Below are 14,583 nucleotides of genomic sequence, written 5' to 3'. Positions count from 1 at the left end.
GGAAAGCGCTTTCGCGCGTTTTCCGATCACAGCGGATCGTTCAAACGCTCTCACTCTTTATTCTGTCGCGCTTTCACGACGCGAAGCCGTTCCGGCTTCGCTGGAAAGCGCTCTAGCGCGGAACCAGCCCCGCCTCGGTGAGGTCGAAGCGCGTCGGATCCGGCGCGCCATAACTCGCGAGCATTTCTTTGGCGTCCTGCCGCGCCATCTCGACGACGGCGGCGTTCTCCGTCTCCTTGCCATGGAGATAGCGCGCCACGATCAGCATCGTCCCGACGACGAGGGTTTCGGAGAAGCTCTGTTTTTGCGCGTCGTCGAGCGCGCGGGGCCAAGGCGCGACGGCCAGCGCCTCATGAATGGACTCGCGCACGGCCAGCACGCCCGCGCGAGGCGGATCCGCGATGCTGTCGTTCGCCACCTGCCAGAGCATCACCAGATGCCCGGCCGTGACGTCGCCCATGTCGCGATCGGAGAAGCCGTAAGCCGCGAGGGCCTGCGCGAAGGCGCCCTGCAGCTCTCCGCCGCGAATGGCCTCCTCCAGCTCCGCCGCCGTGCGGCCCGGCGAAAGGGCCGACGCCAAGGTCCGGGCGAAGATTCCGGCCAGCTCCTCCGAAACCTCCGGCGAGGAGACGAAGCGGAGCGCCTCAGGATCGGGCGCGGCCTGCGCCTCAGGCGCGGGGCGGGGCTCGGGCCGGGCGGTTTTGGAGGGCTGAATCTGTTGGGGCGCGAGCAATTCATTGCTCAGCGTGTTCACCACGCCTTGCCCGTAAAGCTCGACCATGCCCATCCAGTCCTGAGCCCTGACCGGAGCGGCGCCCAGACTCGCCGCGAGCAGGGCCGCGCCTATGGCCCTCCGCGCATTCAGGGCGTGAGGAATTCGGGGCGGCGTTCGGTCTTCAGACATGTCGGCCTCTTCTCGCCGGGCGGAGGCGGTCCCTCCGCCTCGCGCGCCTTGTGATCCCTCTGGGCCGCAGATGGGTTCCGGCGCGGCGGAGCGCAACCATGAATGACGATCATTTAATCAATTCAGGCGAATATGATTTTCCAACACATCCTGTAAGGCGAATAAGCCATGAAGAAGGGCGCTCCCTTCTCAGGAAGCGCCCGACCGAAAATTTCAAAGTGAATCTAAGGCTTGCCGGAAGATCAATCCGGCAGATCGCCCTGCACGCCCTTGACGAACCAATTCATCTCCAGCTGAGCGGCGTCGTCCAGAGCCTCGCCCGCCGCGACGCGCTCGGTCCCGTCGCGATCCGAGATCGGGCCGGAGAAGATGTTCAGCTCGCCCGAGGCGATCTTCGCCTGAGTCTCTTCGGCCAGCGCCTTCACCTCGTCGGGCATGTTGGTGTAGGGCGCCATATGGACGTCGCCCGCCGCGAGGCCGCCCCAATGGTCCTGACTCTCCCAAGTTCCGTCGAGCACGGCCTGAACGCGCCCGATGTAATAGGGCGCCCAGTCGTCCACGATGGCGGTGAGCTGCGCCGTCGGAGCGAATTTGATCATGTCCGAGGCTTGGCCGAAGGCCTTGACGGTTCCGGAGTTCTCGGCGGCCTGCAACGGCGCCGGGCTGTCGGTGTGCTGGGCGATGACGTCGGCGCCCTGCGCGATGACGGCGCGGGCGGCGTCGGCCTCTTTGCCGGGGTCGTACCAGGTGTTCGCCCAGACGACCGAGACCGTCGCTTCCGGGTTCACCGACTGGAGCCCAAGGGTGAAGGCGTTGACGCCGCGCAGAACCTCCGGGATGGGGAAGGCGCCGATATAGCCGATCTTGCCCGATTGCGTCGTCTTGCCCGCGATCACGCCGAGGATGTAGCGCCCTTCCTCGAAGCGGCCGGAATAGGTCGCGAGGTTGTCGGCGCGGGTGTAGCCGGTGGCGTGCTCGAATTTCACGTCCGGGAAGGCCTTCGCCACCTTGGCCGTGGCGTCCATGAAGCCGAAGGAGGTCGCGAAGATCAGCTTATGGCCGCTGGTCGCGAGCTGGCGCAGAACGCGCTCGGCGTCGGGGCCTTCGGGCACGCTCTCGACATAGGTGGTCTGCACGCGGTCGCCGAATTCCTTTTCGAGGGCGAGGCGGCCCTGATCATGCTGGTAGCTCCAGCCGAAGTCGCCGATGGGGCCGACGTAGATGAAGCCGATCTTCAGCGGCTCCTCCGCGAAGGCGGCGGGCGCGCCGGAGGCCATCGCCAGAGCGGCGGCGCCGATCAGCAGGCTGCGTCTGAGAATCATAAGAGGCTCCTTGCCTTGAGCGCGAAGGCTCTTGAGGGCCTCCGCGCGGATCTTGGGAAATTTCAGGATGAGGGGCGGAAGATCCGCCCCAGCGCCGCCGGCGCCGAGCCCGCCGTCCGGCGTCCGGCCAGCAGGGCCAGCGCGAGGATCGTGGCGAGATAGGGCGCCGCCGCCCAGAATTGCGAGGGCGCGCGCCAGCCCCAGCCTTGGGCGTAGAACTGAAGCTGCGTCACGGCGGCGAACAACACCGCCCCCGCCGCCGCCCAGCCCACGCGCCAGCCCGCGAAGACCACCAGCGCCAGAGCGATCCAGCCGCGTCCCGCCGTCATGCCCTCGCCCCACATGGGCGTATAGGCCAGCGAGAGATAGGCCCCTCCGAGCCCCGCCATGGCGCCCCCGAACAACACCGCCAGCAGGCGGATCCTCAGGACGGGCAGCCCCAGAGCATGGCCGGATTCGGCGTTGTCGCCCGCCGCCCGCAGCTTGAGTCCGCTCCGCGCCCGGGCGAGGAACCACCAGATCGCGGCCGCCGAAGCCCAAGCCAGATAGACCATGGCGTCATAGCCGAAGATCGCTTTGCCGTAAGGGATCGCCTCCGCCCATGAAGCGGGAAACAGCGGCTGCGCCTTGGGCAGGGGAACGCCGACGTAGCTCGCGCCGAGCAGGCCCGAAAGCCCGCCGCCGAAAATGGTCAGAGCCAGCCCCGCCGCCGCCTGATTGGCCGAAAACCCCAGAGCGAGCAAGGCGAAGAGCCCCGCCATGGCCACGCCCGCCGCGGCTCCGGCGAAAGCCCCAAGCGCCGTCGAGCCGGTCGAAAGCGCGACGATGAAGGCGCAGACCGCCCCCACCAGCATCATGCCCTCCACGCCGAGGTTGAGGACTCCCGAGCGCTCCGCCACCAATTCGCCGAGCGCGGCGAAGAGCAAAGGCGTGGCGGCGACGATCATCGCGGCGAAAAAAGCCTCCATGGCGCGCCCCCCTTCAGGCTCTGCGCCGCGCCACGAGGCGCGGGCGGTAATTGATGAGCGCGTCGCAGGCGAGCAGGAAGAAGAGCAGCATCCCCTGAAACACGCCCGCCACGTTCTTCGGCAGATTGAGCAGGATCTGCGCGTTTTCGCCGCCGATGGCGCTCACCGCCAGAACCAGAGCCCCGAGCAGCGCGCCTATGGGATTGAGCCGCCCCAGAAAGGCGACGATGATCGCCGTGAACCCCGCCTGAGCCCCGATCTCGGGCTGAAGCCGCCCCACGGTCGAGGTCGCTTCGAGCGCTCCGGCCAATCCGGCCAGCCCTCCCGAGAGCAGCAGCGCGAACCAGACGTCTCCCGCCGCCGAGAATCCCGCGAAACGCGCCGCCCTCGGCGCGCCGCCCGTCACCCGCAGGCGCAGTCCGCGCAGAGTCCGGGACATCATCAGCCCGAGCCCCAGAGCCGCCGCCACCGCCAGAAAAGCCCCGACATGCAGGCGCGTGCCCTCGACGAGGATCGGCGCATGGGCCCAGTCGGGAAAGGCGTTGGTCTGCGGAAAGCCGAAGCCGCGCGGATTGCGCCAGGGCCCCCGCACCAGCCAATCGAGCAGCAGCGCCGCCACATAGGTCAGCATGAGGCTCACGAGGATCTCGTTGACGCCGAGCCGCGTGCGCAAAGCCGCCGGAACCGCCGCCCAAGCCATGCCGCAGAGGGCGCCGGCGATCAGCGGGACCGCCAGCATGGCGAAAGGCGACTCCGCTGGAATGAAGAGCGCCGCCGCGCCCGCGCCTATCGCGCCGAGGGTGAATTGCCCCGCCGCGCCGATGTTCCAGACGTTGGCCCGGAAGCAGACCGCCAGACCCGCCCCCATCAGCGCCAGAGGCACGGCCTTCACCAGCACCTCGGCGCGCATATAAGCGTCGTCGAAAGGCGAAAGGAAGTAGACCCGCAGAGCCCGCCAAGGATTCTGGCCCAAGGCCGCGAAGAGCAAAGCCCCCGCGATCAGCGTCAGCAGAATGGCGATCAGCGGCGAGAGCGTCGCCATGAGCTTCGAGGGCGCGGCGCGCGGTTCGAGTCGGATCATGCGGCGGCCTCCGGGCTGGAATGGCCTGCGCCCATGAGCAGGCCGACGCGTTCAGGAGTCATCTCGGCGGCGGGATAGGCCTCCGACAAGCGCCCCCGGCTGATCACCGCGATGCGGTCGGCCAAGGCGAAGATCTCGTCCAGATCCTGACTCACCACCAGAACCGCCGCCCCCTGATCGGCCAGTTCGCGCAAGGCGCTCTGGATGGCGGCGGCGGCGCCCGCGTCCACGCCCCAGCCCGGCTGAGCCGCGATCAGAAGCTTCGGCGCGCGCGCGATCTCGCGCCCCATCAGGAATTTCTGGAGATTGCCGCCCGAAAGGCTCCGCGCCGGAGGATCCTCGCCCGCCGCCCGCACGTCGAAGCGTGCGCGGATGCGGCGCGTCTCCGCGGCGGCCCAAGCGCGCGAGAGCCAGCCCCCCGCCCCCATGGCGCCCGCCTCATGGCGGCGCGTGAGGAAGAGCGCCTCGCTCAAAGGGGCCTCGCCGACGGCGCCATGGCCGTTGCGCTCTTCGGGCGCGAAGGCCGCCCCGAGCCTGCGGCGTCCGGTGGGGTCGAGACGCCCCGCCGGACTCCCCATGATGCGGATCATCCCCGCTTCGGGCGCGCGGCGCTCTCCGGTGAGGGCGTCCATGAATTCGTTCTGCCCCTCGCCCGCCACCCCGGCCACGCCGAGGATCTCGCCGCCGCGCAGCGCGAAGGAGATCTCCTTGAGCGCCACGCCGAAAGGCCCGTCGGCGGGCAGGCTGAGGCGCTCCACCTGAAGGATCTCCTCGCCGCGCGGCTGATCGCCGGAGGGGCGCTTCACGTCGAGGATCTCGGCGCCCACCATGGCCTCGGCCAGAGCCCGCGCCGTAGTCGCGCGCGGATCGACCTCCGCCGTGACCTTGCCGCGCCGGAGGATGGTCGCCCGCGAGCAAAGCGCCCGCACCTCCTCCAGCCGATGCGAGATGTAGAGGATCGCGCAGCCCTCGGCGGACAGCTTTTCAAGGGCGCGAAACAAGGTCTCGGCCTCCTGAGGGGTCAGCACGGAGGTGGGTTCGTCGAGGATCAGCAGGCGCGGATTCTGCAAAAGGCAGCGCAGAAGCTCGACCCTCTGGCGCTCGCCCACCGACAGCGCATGGACCGGCTTCGAGGGATCGACCGGCAGGCCGTAATCCGCGGAGACCTCCCGCACGCGTTTCTCCAAAGCCGCCAGAGGCTCGGGCGGCAGAGCCAGCGCCACGTTCTCCAGCGCCGTGAGCCCCTCGAAGATCGAGAAATGCTGAAAAGCCATGCCGATTCCGAGCCGCCGCGCCTCGGCGGGGCCGGAGAGCCGCAAAGGCTTCCCTTCCCAAAAAAATTCGCCCTCGCTGGGCTGAAGGGCGCCGTAGATCATCTTCACGAAGGTGGATTTGCCCGCGCCGTTCTCGCCGAGCAGCGCATGGCGCTCTCCATGGAGCACGGTCAGATCCACATGGTCGTTGGCGGTGAAATTCCCGTAACGCTTGACGATCCCGCGCGCCTCGAACAGCGGACTCCGGGCGGGCGCCGAGGCGGGAGAGGAAGGAGGAGAGGGGTCTGCCGTCAAGGTGGCCTCCTGAGCTTCCATGCGAGGAAGGAAACATCCTGCAACGGGCTTTCCGGGCGCGCAAGATGGGTTTTGCATTGCAAAACGCCAATCGTCGTCATCTTATCGCAAAAGAGCAGAAGCCGCGCCGCAAGGCGGCGGCGAGGGGGATTCATGAGCGACGTCGTCATCCTGCGCGGGCCTTTGCTGAACCTCGGCGAGGATCCCTTCGCGCCCGAAGCCGAGGGTCTGCGCGTCGAGACCGACGGCGCCTTAGCGATGTCGGGGGCGATGTCGGGCGGGAAGATCCTTGCGGCGGGGCCTGCGGCGGCCGTTCTGAAGGCGCATCCCGAAGCCGAGGTCCGCGTCTATGGGCAAGGCCGTCTGATCGCGCCGGGCTTCGTGGATTGCCATATCCATTACCCTCAGATCGGGATCATCGCGAGCTTCGGCGAACAGCTGCTGACCTGGCTCAACCGCTACACCTTTCCCGAAGAGGCCCGCTTCTGCGATTCCGCTTACGCCGGGGAGGCCGCCGAGGCTTTCTTCGCGGAAACCTTGCGCAACGGCGTGACGACGACTTCGGCTTTCTGCTCGGTGCATCCGGAATCCGTGGAGGCCTATTTCTCGGCGGCGGCGCGCAGGGGCCTGCGGGCGGTCGGCGGCAAGGTCATGATGGACCGCAACGCCCCGGAGAACCTCCGCGACACGGCGCAAAGCGGCTATGACCAATCCAAGGCGCTGCTGGAGCGCTGGCATGGCAAAGGCCGCGCCGTCTACGCCGTGACGCCGCGTTTCGCGCCCACCTCCACGCCGGAGCAGATGGAGGCGGCGGGGGCGCTCTGGCGCGAGCATCCCGATTGCCCCATGCAGACGCATCTCTCCGAGAACACGGCGGAAGTCGCGTGGATGCGCGAGCTTTATCCCGAGGCGCCGGATTATCTCGGGGCCTATGAGCGCCATGGGCTGCTCGGGCCGGGAGCGCTCTTCGGCCACGCCATCCATCTGACCGAGCGCGAAAGGGCGCGTCTGGCGGAGGCGGGCGCGGGAATCGCCCATTGCCCGACCTCGAATTTGTTCATCGGCTCGGGCGCCTGCGACGTGGCGGGACTGAAGGCTCTGGGCGTGAAGGTCGGTCTGGCGACGGACGTCGGGGGCGGGTCGAGCTTCTCGCCTTTCGCCACCATGCGCGCCGCCTATGAAGTGGGCTGGATGCGCGGGCTGGCTCTGACGGCGGGCCAGATCTGGAGCCTCATGACCCAAGGCTCGGCGGAGACCCTGCGGCTTCAGGACAAGATCGGCGCCCTGCGGCCCGGCCTGGAGGCCGATGTGGCGGTCCTCGATCTTCAGGCCACGCCTTTGCTCAAGCGCCGCACCTCCCGCGCCGAAAGCTGGGAGGAGGCGCTTTTCGCGCTGATCATCCTCGGCGACGACCGGGCGGTGCTGGAAAGCTGGTCGGGCGGGAAGCTGGTCCACGCCCGCGAGGATCAGGCGGGGGCCTGAATCTCCCAAGCTTCCGAGAGAAACCGCTCCTCCAGATTGACGCCCTCGCCGCCGCGATCCACGACGAGGAAATCCTGCGCCTCGCCGAAGGGGGTCAGGACCGCGTGCCAGCGTCCGCGCGGATAGGAGGCCCCTTGATCGCCCCGGCAGAGGAAGGCCTCAGGGCGCCCCGGCTCGCCGTCGGGCAGATCCGGCGCCACGACCGCCAGCCATGGCCGCCCGTTCAGCGGCATGAAGGCTTGGCTGCCCAGAGGATGGCGCTCCAGATGGGCCAGCTTCAACGGAAAGACGTAGGGCTGGCCGCGAAAGATCGAGATCAGCGCCCGCGCGCCCTCTCCCGCCAGCTCCACCGGGGCGAGGTCGTGATGGCGCTCGGTCATGCCCTTGTTGATGGGGTAATGACGGGCGCCGGGAATCTCCAGCACATGGCCGAAGGGCGCGAAGCTCTCGCGGGTCAGCGGGCGCGGGATCAGAAGGCGGCTCATCGACCCAACCTCAGAGAGGCGTGGCGGTTCACGTCCTTATAGAGCAGATAGCGGAAAGGCGCCGGACCGCCCGCATAACAAGCCTGCGGACAAAAGGCCCGCAGCCACATGAAATCCCCCGCCTGAACCTCGACCCAATCGTCGTTGAGGCGATAGACCGCCTGACCCTCCAGCACGTAAAGCCCGTGCTCCATCACGTGAGTCTCGGCGAAGGGGATGATCCCGCCCGGCAGAAAGGTCACGATGGTGACGTGCATGTCATGGCGCAGATCGGCGGGATCCACGAAACGGGTGGTGGCCCAGCGGCCTTCGGTCCCCGGCATGGCGGTCGGGGTTATGTCGCGCTCGTTGAGGAAGAGCGGCTCCGGAATCTCCAGCCCCTCGACGCGCGCATAAGCCTTGCGGATCCAGTGGAATTTCGCCGGAGCTTCTCCAAGGGCCTTGAGGCTCCAGCCGCTGGCGGGCGGCAGCCAGGCGAAGCCGCCCGGCCCCAGCCTGCGCGATTCGCCGCCGAGGCGGATTTCAATCTCGCCCTCCATGACGAAAAGCGCGGTCTGAGCTTCGGGATCGGGCTCCGGGCGCTCCGAGCCGCCGCCCGGCTGAACCTCCATGACATATTGCGAAAAGGTCTCGGCGAAGCCCGTCAGAGGCCGCGCGAGAACCCAGAGCCGCGTCTTCTCCCAGAAAGGGAGATAGCTCGTCACGATGTCGCGCATCACGCCGCGCGGAATCACGGCGTAGGCCTCTTTGAACACCGCGCGGTCGGTCAGAAGCTGAGTTTGGGGCGGATGGCCGCCGGTGGGAGCGAAATAACCGGACATTTCAGACCTCAGGACATAAAATCGCGCAGACGCGGCAAAAGACGCGCCTCAAGCTCGGCGAGGGCGGCGGCGGAATCGGATTTCTGAATCAGCGCCAATTCCGGCTGGCCCTCCAGAGCCGCCCGCAGCTCGACCGCAGGCGCGGCCCGCAGCACCCGCATGAAGGCGCTCAGCAGGCCGACGGGCGCGTCATGGGCCGGCCCCAGCTCCAGCTGAAAGGCGCGCTCGGCCACCCAAGGCGCGCCGAAGAGTCCGCCGAACCAAGCCACGAACTCCGCCCGGTCCATCCGCGAGGGGCGCATATGCGGCGGACGATAAGGATGGACCTCGCGCCAATGGCGGGCGATCTCCAGACGGGTGGGAATCCAGACGCCCTGATGTTTGCGGATATATTCAAGGAACTTCCGCAAGGCCACGATGCGTCCCGGACGCCCGATCAGGCGGCAATGCAGCCCGAGGCTCATCATGGAGGCCCGCCCCTCGACGCCCTCGGCGTAAAGCGCGTCGAAGCTGTCGCGGAGATAAGCGAAGAACTGATCGCCCGAATTGAAGCCCTGCGGCGTGGCGAAGCGCATGTCGTTGGCGTCGAGGGTGTAGGGGATCACAAGCTGCGGCTTCAGCGGATTCCCGTGGCCGTCATGATCCAGCCAATAAGGCAGGTCGTCGTCATAAGTGTCGGAGATGTAGTCGAGGCCCTCCGCCGCCGTCAGACGCACCGTGTTGACGGAGGCCCGGCCCGTATACCAGCCGCGCGGAGGCTCGCCGACGACCTCCGCATGCAGCCGGATCGCCTCGCGGATCTGGCGGGCCTCCTCTTCGGGGGGCATGTCGCGGTGGTCGATCCATTTCAGCCCGTGGGACGCGATCTCCCAGCCCGCCGCCTTCATCGCCGCCACCTGCTCGGGCGAGCGCGCCAGAGCCGTCGCCACGCCATAGACGGTGGCGGGGATCTCCATCTCGGTCAGCAGACGATGGACCCGCCAAAAGCCCGCCCGCGCGCCGTACTCGTAAATCGACTCCATATTCCAGTGGCGCTGTCCCGGCCATGGGACGGCGCCCGGAATCTCGGAAAGGAAGCCTTCGGAGGCGGCGTCGCCATGCAGGAGGCTGTTTTCGCCGCCCTCCTCGTAATTCACCACGATCTGCACGCAGACCCGCGCGCCGCCCGGCCATTGCGGATCAGGCTTTTCGGGTCCGTAGCCGCGCATGTCGCGGATGTAACGCTTGGGCGCCTTCATGACTCTCCTGACTCCAGACTCAAGAGCTGCGCCGCGACCGCGACCGCCACGACCGCCGGCGCCTTGCCCTTCACCTCGGGCAGCCCGATGGGACAGGCCACGCGGGCCAGATCATCATCAGAGAACCCTTCGGCGCGCAAGCGCCCGAAGAAGCGCGCCCGCTTGGTCGCCGAGCCGATCAACCCGATGAACCGCGCCGGAGAGGCCAAAGCCGCCCGCAGAAGCTCGTAATCAAGGGCGTGGTCATGAGTCAGAATCAGCACATGGCCCCGCGCCGCGCGGGCTTCGGCGCAGAGAGTCGCGCGGTCGGCGGCGAAGACGCCGGGCGGCGATTCCGTCCGCTCGTCGAACCAGCTCAGCCGGAAGGGCAGATCCTCCAGAATCCGCGCCAGAGCCTCGCCGACATGGCCCGCCCCGAAGAGCGCCACCGGCGCGAAGGGCGGCGCGAGGGATTCCACGAAGGCCTCTCCGGCCTTGGGCGCAGGGCTGCGCGCGGAGAGCGGCGCGGAGGCGCCTTCCGTGAAGGCGCGGCGCAGGCCGCCTTCCGCAAGCTCGGTGCGCAGGCCCGGAAAGGGCGGCGGATCGCGCAGGGCCTCCAGCCAGGGCCTTTGCGCCGGATCCACATGCTCGATCAGCACCCGCACCCGGCCCCCGCAACATTGCCCGAGCAAAGGCCCGAGCGGATAATCCTGAATCCGCCAGCTCCCCGGCGAAAGCCCAAGGATGCGCCGCGCCTGCTCCATGGCCTGATATTCGAAATTCCCGCCGCCGATGGTGCCGAAGGCCTCGCCTGAAGCCCCCAGAGCCATGCGCGTTCCCGCCTCGCGCGGAGTCGAGCCCTCCGCCGCCAAAAGCGAGATCAGAGCGCAAGGCTGGCCGTCCATGCGCTCCAGCAGCCAATCCGCCCAAGGATAAGGCTTCATGCCCCCTCCCGAGGCCCCGCCTCTCCGCGTCCGGCCGCCAAAGCCTTCAGGATGCGCTCAGGCGTGGCCGGAGCCTCCAGCGTGGCGCAGGCGGCGCCCGTCGCCGAGGCCACGGCGTGAGTCAGCGCCGAAAACACCGAGATTCCCAGCATGAAAGGCGGCTCGCCCACCGCTTTGGAGCGATGGATGGTCGGCTCGCGATTCTCGCCGCCGCGCCAAAGCTCCATATTGAGGATCTCGGGACGGTCGGAGGCGCAGGGGATCTTATAGGTCGAAGGGGCGTGGGTGGTCAGGCGGCCTTTGGCGTCATAGACCAATTCCTCGATGGTCAGCCAGCCGACGCCCTGCACGAAGGCGCCCTCCACCTGTCCGAGGTCGATGGCCGGATTCAGCGAACGCCCCACGTCGTGAATAAGATCCGTGCGCAGGGTTTTGAATTCGCCCGTGAAGGTGTCTAGCACCACCTCCGAGACCGCCGCGCCATAGCAGAAATAGAGGAAGGGCCGCCCGCTATGGGTGGCGCGGTCGTAATGGATCTTCGGCGTGGCGTAGAAGCCCGCCGCCGAGAGCTGCGTCCGCGCGAGATAGGCCAGACGGCAAAGCTCCGGGAAGGGAAGATCCAGATCTCCCGCCCGCACGCGCCCGCCCTCGAAGACCGCCTCTTCCGGCGGAACCCCCGCCTTCTTCGCCATGACCTCGGCGAGACGCAGCCGGATGGTCTCGGCGCCGTTCCATGCGGCCCAGCCGTTCATATCGGCCCCGCTGGAGGCCGCCGTGGCCGAGGTGTTGGGCACTTTATCCGTGCGGGTGGAGGTCACGCGGATGGATTCCAGCCCCAAGCCGAAAACGTCGGCGGTGATCTGGGCGACTTTGGTGTTCAGCCCCTGCCCCATCTCGGTGCCGCCGTGGTTCAGATGCACCGAGCCGTCGGCGTAGACATGCACCAGAGCCCCCGCCTGATTGAGATGGGTCGTGGTGAAGGAGATGCCGAACTTCACCGGAGTCAGGCTGATCCCGCGCTTCAGATAAGGATGTTCGCGGTTGAAGACCTCGACGGCGGCGCGGCGGGACTCGTAATCGGCGCGGCGGCGCAGATCCTCCACGATGCGGTCCGCGACGAAATCCGTGACCGGCATCTGATATTGCGTCACGTCGCGGCCCGAGCCGGGCGGCCCGTAGAAATTCGCCTTGCGCACCGCCAGAGGATCAAGCCCCAAATGCAGGGCTATGTCGTCCATCACGCGCTCGATGGCGAGCATCCCCTGAGGCCCGCCGAAGCCGCGAAAGGCCGTGTTCGAGACCGTATGGGTCTTGAAGCGATGAGAAATCAGCTCGACGTTTTCGAGGAAATAGCAGTTGTCGGCGTGGAACAGCGCGCGGTCGTTGATGGCTGGGGAAAGATCCGTCGAGCAGCCGCAGCGCGAGGCCAAATCCATCTTCAGAGCCAGCAGCCGCCCTGTTTCATCCACGCCCGCCTCATAGGCGATTTCAAATTCATGGCGCTTGCCGGTGATCTCCATGTCTTCGTCGCGGTCGGCGCGATATTTCGCCGGACGCCCCGTCTTGGCCGCCACCAGAGCCGCCGCCGCCGCGAAAAGCGCGGGCTGAGTCTCTTTGCCGCCGAAGCCTCCGCCCATGCGGCGCAATTCAATGACCACGTCGGCGCTGTTCACATGCAGGGCATGGGCGACGAGATGCTGGACCTCGGAGGGATGCTGCGTCGAGGAGAGGATATGCATCCCCCCTTGCTCCATGGGAGTCGCGACGGCGATCTGGCCCTCAAGATAGAAATGATCCTGTCCGCCCATCTCGAAGCGTCCCGAGACGCGGCGCGGCGCGGATTCAAGGCGACTGACGTCGCCCCGGCGCATGATCTGCGAAGCCTCGATGAAGCTGCCCGCCGCCCGCGCCTCGGCGATGGTGACATAGGCCGGAAGCGGCTCATATTCGATCTTCCCGAGCAAAGCCGCCTTGCGCGCCGCCGTCGCGCTCTCGGCCGCCACGAGGAAGATCGGCTGACCGAGGAAGATCACTTCGTCTTCGGCCAGAATCCGGTCGTCGCCCGCGAAGGGGGCCACGTTATTGGCGCCGGGGATGTCCGCCGCCGTATAGACGCCCACCACGCCCGGCGCCGCCCGCACCGCGCTCAGATCCACGCTTTTGATCTTCGCATGGGCGAGCGTCGATTTCCCGAAGGCCAGATGCAGCAGATTGCGCGGCTCGGCCACGTCGTCGGCGTAGAGCGCCCGCCCGGAGACATGCAGCTTCGCGCTTTCGTGGGGAATCGGCGCGTTCACCCGCGTCGAAGACGCCGGGGGGGAGACAGGAGCCGAGTCAGCCATGGAAAGCTCCTTCCATCAAAGGTTTCTGAGGCAGAACGCCCCCCGCGCCCGCGCGCTCGAACCAGAAGCGCCGCAGCAGATTCCCCGCCGCCTCAAGGCGATAGGCGCTGGAGCCGCGCATGTCGGTGAGGGGCGCGAAATCCTGCGCCAGAGCCTGAGCCGCCGCCTCAAGGCTATCCTGAGATAAGGGTTTTCCGGTCAAGGCGGCCTCGGCGGCGGCGGCGCGTTTGGGAGTCCCGGCCATGCCGCCGAAGGCCAGACGCGCCGAAGCGACCCTCTCGCCCTCCATGCGCAGACGCAGCCCCATGCAGACCGCCGAAATATCGGAATCGAAGCGTTTGGTGAGCTTCACGATGCGGATGAAGTCTTCGGGCGCCGGGCGCGGAATGAAGACCGATTCCACGAATTCCCCGGAGCGGATGTCCTGCTTGCCATATTCGAGGAAATAGCTCTCCAGCGGGAGGCTGCGGCGCTCATCCCCGCGCCGGAGGGTCAAAACCGCGTCGAGGGCGATCAGCGCCGGAGGCGTGTCGCCGATGGGGGATCCATTGGCGATGTTCGCCCCCACCGCGCCGGAATTGCGCACCTGAGTCGCGCCGATGCGCCGGACCAGCTCGCCGAGATCGGCGTGGATCCGCTTCATGGGCGCATGGGCTTCGGCGTAGCGGACGCCCGCCCCGAGCTTCAAGCCTTCCGGGGTTTCTTCAATCTCGCGCATGAGGTCGCCGATATGGAGGATCTCCGGCAGGACGCGATGACGCTTCGTCACCCAAAGCCCGACGTCCGTGGCCCCGGCGACGATCCGCGCCTCCGGGCTCTCCAGACGCGCCCGCGCCAGATCCGCGACGTCATGGGGCTTGATCCAGCGGCGCGCGACGCCCGTGGCGGGATCGGTCCACGCCAGCGTGAGGCGCTCCTTGCGACGCAGCTCCCTGAGCTGGGCGACCAATTCAGGATCGGCGGCGGGTTTCTGAGGATTGCGCCGCGCGGCCTCCAGAATCGGGCCGTAGCCGGTGCAGCGGCAGAGATTCCCCGCCAGCACGTCGCGCGGATCGGCTTCTTGGGTTCCGGCGGCGCCCATCGCCCGCCCCGCCAGAGACATGACGATCCCCGGCGTGCAGAATCCGCATTGCGAGCCGTGCAGCTCCACCATGTCGCGCTGAACGGGATGCTCGCCGCCGAGGGACTCCACGGTCATCAGCGCCTTGCCGTCGAGCATGGGCAGGAAATAGATGCAGGCGTTCACCGCCCGCCAGAGGACTCCTTCGCCCTCCAGCTCGCCGACGAGAACCGTGCAGGCGCCGCAATCGCCTTCGGCGCAGCCCTCCTTGGTCCCCATGCGCCCCGCCGGGCCGCGCAGCCATTCCAGCAAGGTCAGCGTGGGGTCGAAGCCGGAAAGCCTCTCCATCCGGCCGTCGAGGAGAAAGCGGATCGCGTCGGACATATGGA

The 14,583-nt window shown here is 67.7% G+C and carries 12 protein-coding genes; 1 reads left to right on the top strand and 11 read right to left on the bottom strand.

Translation table 11 applies throughout. From position 1 onward, the window contains the following. Positions 1 to 112 precede the first annotated feature (112 nt). The 5 genes from B161_RS18935 to B161_RS0110840 form a co-directional block, all read right to left on the bottom strand. A complete protein-coding gene (locus B161_RS18935) occupies positions 113 to 904 on the bottom strand; it encodes a DUF6683 family protein (RefSeq protein ID WP_157755608.1) in 792 nt (263 codons plus the stop codon). A gap of 242 nt (positions 905 to 1,146) precedes the next feature. Then, on the bottom strand, positions 1,147 to 2,226 hold the full coding sequence (locus tag B161_RS0110855; protein WP_018633424.1) for a BMP family ABC transporter substrate-binding protein: 1,080 nt from the start codon (positions 2,224 to 2,226) through the stop codon (positions 1,147 to 1,149). Positions 2,227 to 2,288: 62 nt separating this feature from the next. Further along, entirely contained in the window at positions 2,289 to 3,194 is a 906-nt protein-coding gene (locus tag B161_RS0110850) for an ABC transporter permease (protein ID WP_018633423.1), read from the bottom strand. A gap of 13 nt (positions 3,195 to 3,207) precedes the next feature. Further along, positions 3,208 to 4,275: an ABC transporter permease gene (locus tag B161_RS0110845; protein WP_018633422.1), complete on the bottom strand. Its 1,068-nt coding sequence runs from the start codon at positions 4,273 to 4,275 to the stop codon at positions 3,208 to 3,210. After that, entirely contained in the window at positions 4,272 to 5,843 is a 1,572-nt protein-coding gene (locus B161_RS0110840) for an ABC transporter ATP-binding protein (protein ID WP_240471607.1), read from the bottom strand. The genes B161_RS0110845 and B161_RS0110840 overlap by 4 nt, the downstream gene beginning before the upstream one ends. Positions 5,844 to 5,996: 153 nt before the next feature. Between B161_RS0110840 and guaD the strand changes: the two genes are divergently transcribed. Beyond that, the gene (guaD, locus tag B161_RS17820; protein ID WP_018633420.1) at positions 5,997 to 7,325 is read left to right on the top strand and encodes a guanine deaminase; all 1,329 of its coding nucleotides are present in this window, start codon (positions 5,997 to 5,999) and stop codon (positions 7,323 to 7,325) included. On the opposite strand, the gene B161_RS0110830 is transcribed toward guaD, so the two are convergent. From B161_RS0110830 to xdhA, 6 genes are read right to left on the bottom strand one after another with little or no spacing between them, the layout of a single operon-like run. Next, positions 7,310 to 7,810 carry an ureidoglycolate lyase gene (locus tag B161_RS0110830; protein WP_018633419.1) on the bottom strand — a complete coding sequence of 167 codons (501 nt, stop codon included), beginning with the start codon at positions 7,808 to 7,810 and terminating at the stop codon, positions 7,310 to 7,312. The genes guaD and B161_RS0110830 overlap by 16 nt on opposite strands. Beyond that, positions 7,807 to 8,631 (bottom strand): bifunctional allantoicase/(S)-ureidoglycine aminohydrolase, encoded by an 825-nt coding sequence (locus tag B161_RS0110825; protein WP_018633418.1) that lies wholly within the window; start codon positions 8,629 to 8,631, stop codon positions 7,807 to 7,809. Before B161_RS0110825 ends, B161_RS0110830 begins: the two co-directional genes overlap by 4 nt. An 8-nt stretch (positions 8,632 to 8,639) precedes the next feature. Beyond that, a complete protein-coding gene (gene puuE / locus B161_RS0110820; protein WP_018633417.1) occupies positions 8,640 to 9,869 on the bottom strand; it encodes an allantoinase PuuE in 1,230 nt (409 codons plus the stop codon). Continuing rightward, entirely contained in the window at positions 9,866 to 10,792 is a 927-nt protein-coding gene (gene xdhC / locus B161_RS0110815; RefSeq protein ID WP_018633416.1) for a xanthine dehydrogenase accessory protein XdhC, read from the bottom strand. The genes puuE and xdhC overlap by 4 nt, the downstream gene beginning before the upstream one ends. Continuing rightward, the gene (gene xdhB / locus B161_RS0110810) at positions 10,789 to 13,134 is read right to left on the bottom strand and encodes a xanthine dehydrogenase molybdopterin binding subunit (RefSeq protein ID WP_018633415.1); all 2,346 of its coding nucleotides are present in this window, start codon (positions 13,132 to 13,134) and stop codon (positions 10,789 to 10,791) included. Before xdhB ends, xdhC begins: the two co-directional genes overlap by 4 nt. Beyond that, the gene (gene xdhA / locus B161_RS0110805; protein WP_018633414.1) at positions 13,127 to 14,578 is read right to left on the bottom strand and encodes a xanthine dehydrogenase small subunit; all 1,452 of its coding nucleotides are present in this window, start codon (positions 14,576 to 14,578) and stop codon (positions 13,127 to 13,129) included. Before xdhA ends, xdhB begins: the two co-directional genes overlap by 8 nt. Positions 14,579 to 14,583 lie beyond the last annotated feature (5 nt).

The sequence above is a fragment of the Neomegalonema perideroedes DSM 15528 genome, from assembly GCF_000374145.1.
Lineage (GTDB): Bacteria > Pseudomonadota > Alphaproteobacteria > Rhodobacterales > Rhodobacteraceae > Neomegalonema > Neomegalonema perideroedes.
This window is presented reverse-complemented; position numbering and strand designations above follow the sequence as displayed.

Coding starts and splice junctions, on each gene's coding strand:
- B161_RS0110855 (WP_018633424.1), bottom strand. CDS start 2,226: ATGATTCTCAGACGCAGCCTGCTGATCGGCGCCGCCGCTCTGGCGATG.
- guaD (WP_018633420.1), top strand. CDS start 5,997: ATGAGCGACGTCGTCATCCTGCGCGGGCCTTTGCTGAACCTCGGCGAG.
- xdhB (WP_018633415.1), bottom strand. CDS start 13,134: ATGGCTGACTCGGCTCCTGTCTCCCCCCCGGCGTCTTCGACGCGGGTG.
- B161_RS0110830 (WP_018633419.1), bottom strand. CDS start 7,810: ATGAGCCGCCTTCTGATCCCGCGCCCGCTGACCCGCGAGAGCTTCGCG.
- B161_RS18935 (WP_157755608.1), bottom strand. CDS start 904: ATGTCTGAAGACCGAACGCCGCCCCGAATTCCTCACGCCCTGAATGCG.
- xdhC (WP_018633416.1), bottom strand. CDS start 10,792: ATGAAGCCTTATCCTTGGGCGGATTGGCTGCTGGAGCGCATGGACGGC.
- B161_RS0110850 (WP_018633423.1), bottom strand. CDS start 3,194: ATGGAGGCTTTTTTCGCCGCGATGATCGTCGCCGCCACGCCTTTGCTC.
- B161_RS0110845 (WP_018633422.1), bottom strand. CDS start 4,275: ATGATCCGACTCGAACCGCGCGCCGCGCCCTCGAAGCTCATGGCGACG.
- B161_RS0110825 (WP_018633418.1), bottom strand. CDS start 8,631: ATGTCCGGTTATTTCGCTCCCACCGGCGGCCATCCGCCCCAAACTCAG.
- puuE (WP_018633417.1), bottom strand. CDS start 9,869: ATGAAGGCGCCCAAGCGTTACATCCGCGACATGCGCGGCTACGGACCC.
- xdhA (WP_018633414.1), bottom strand. CDS start 14,578: ATGTCCGACGCGATCCGCTTTCTCCTCGACGGCCGGATGGAGAGGCTT.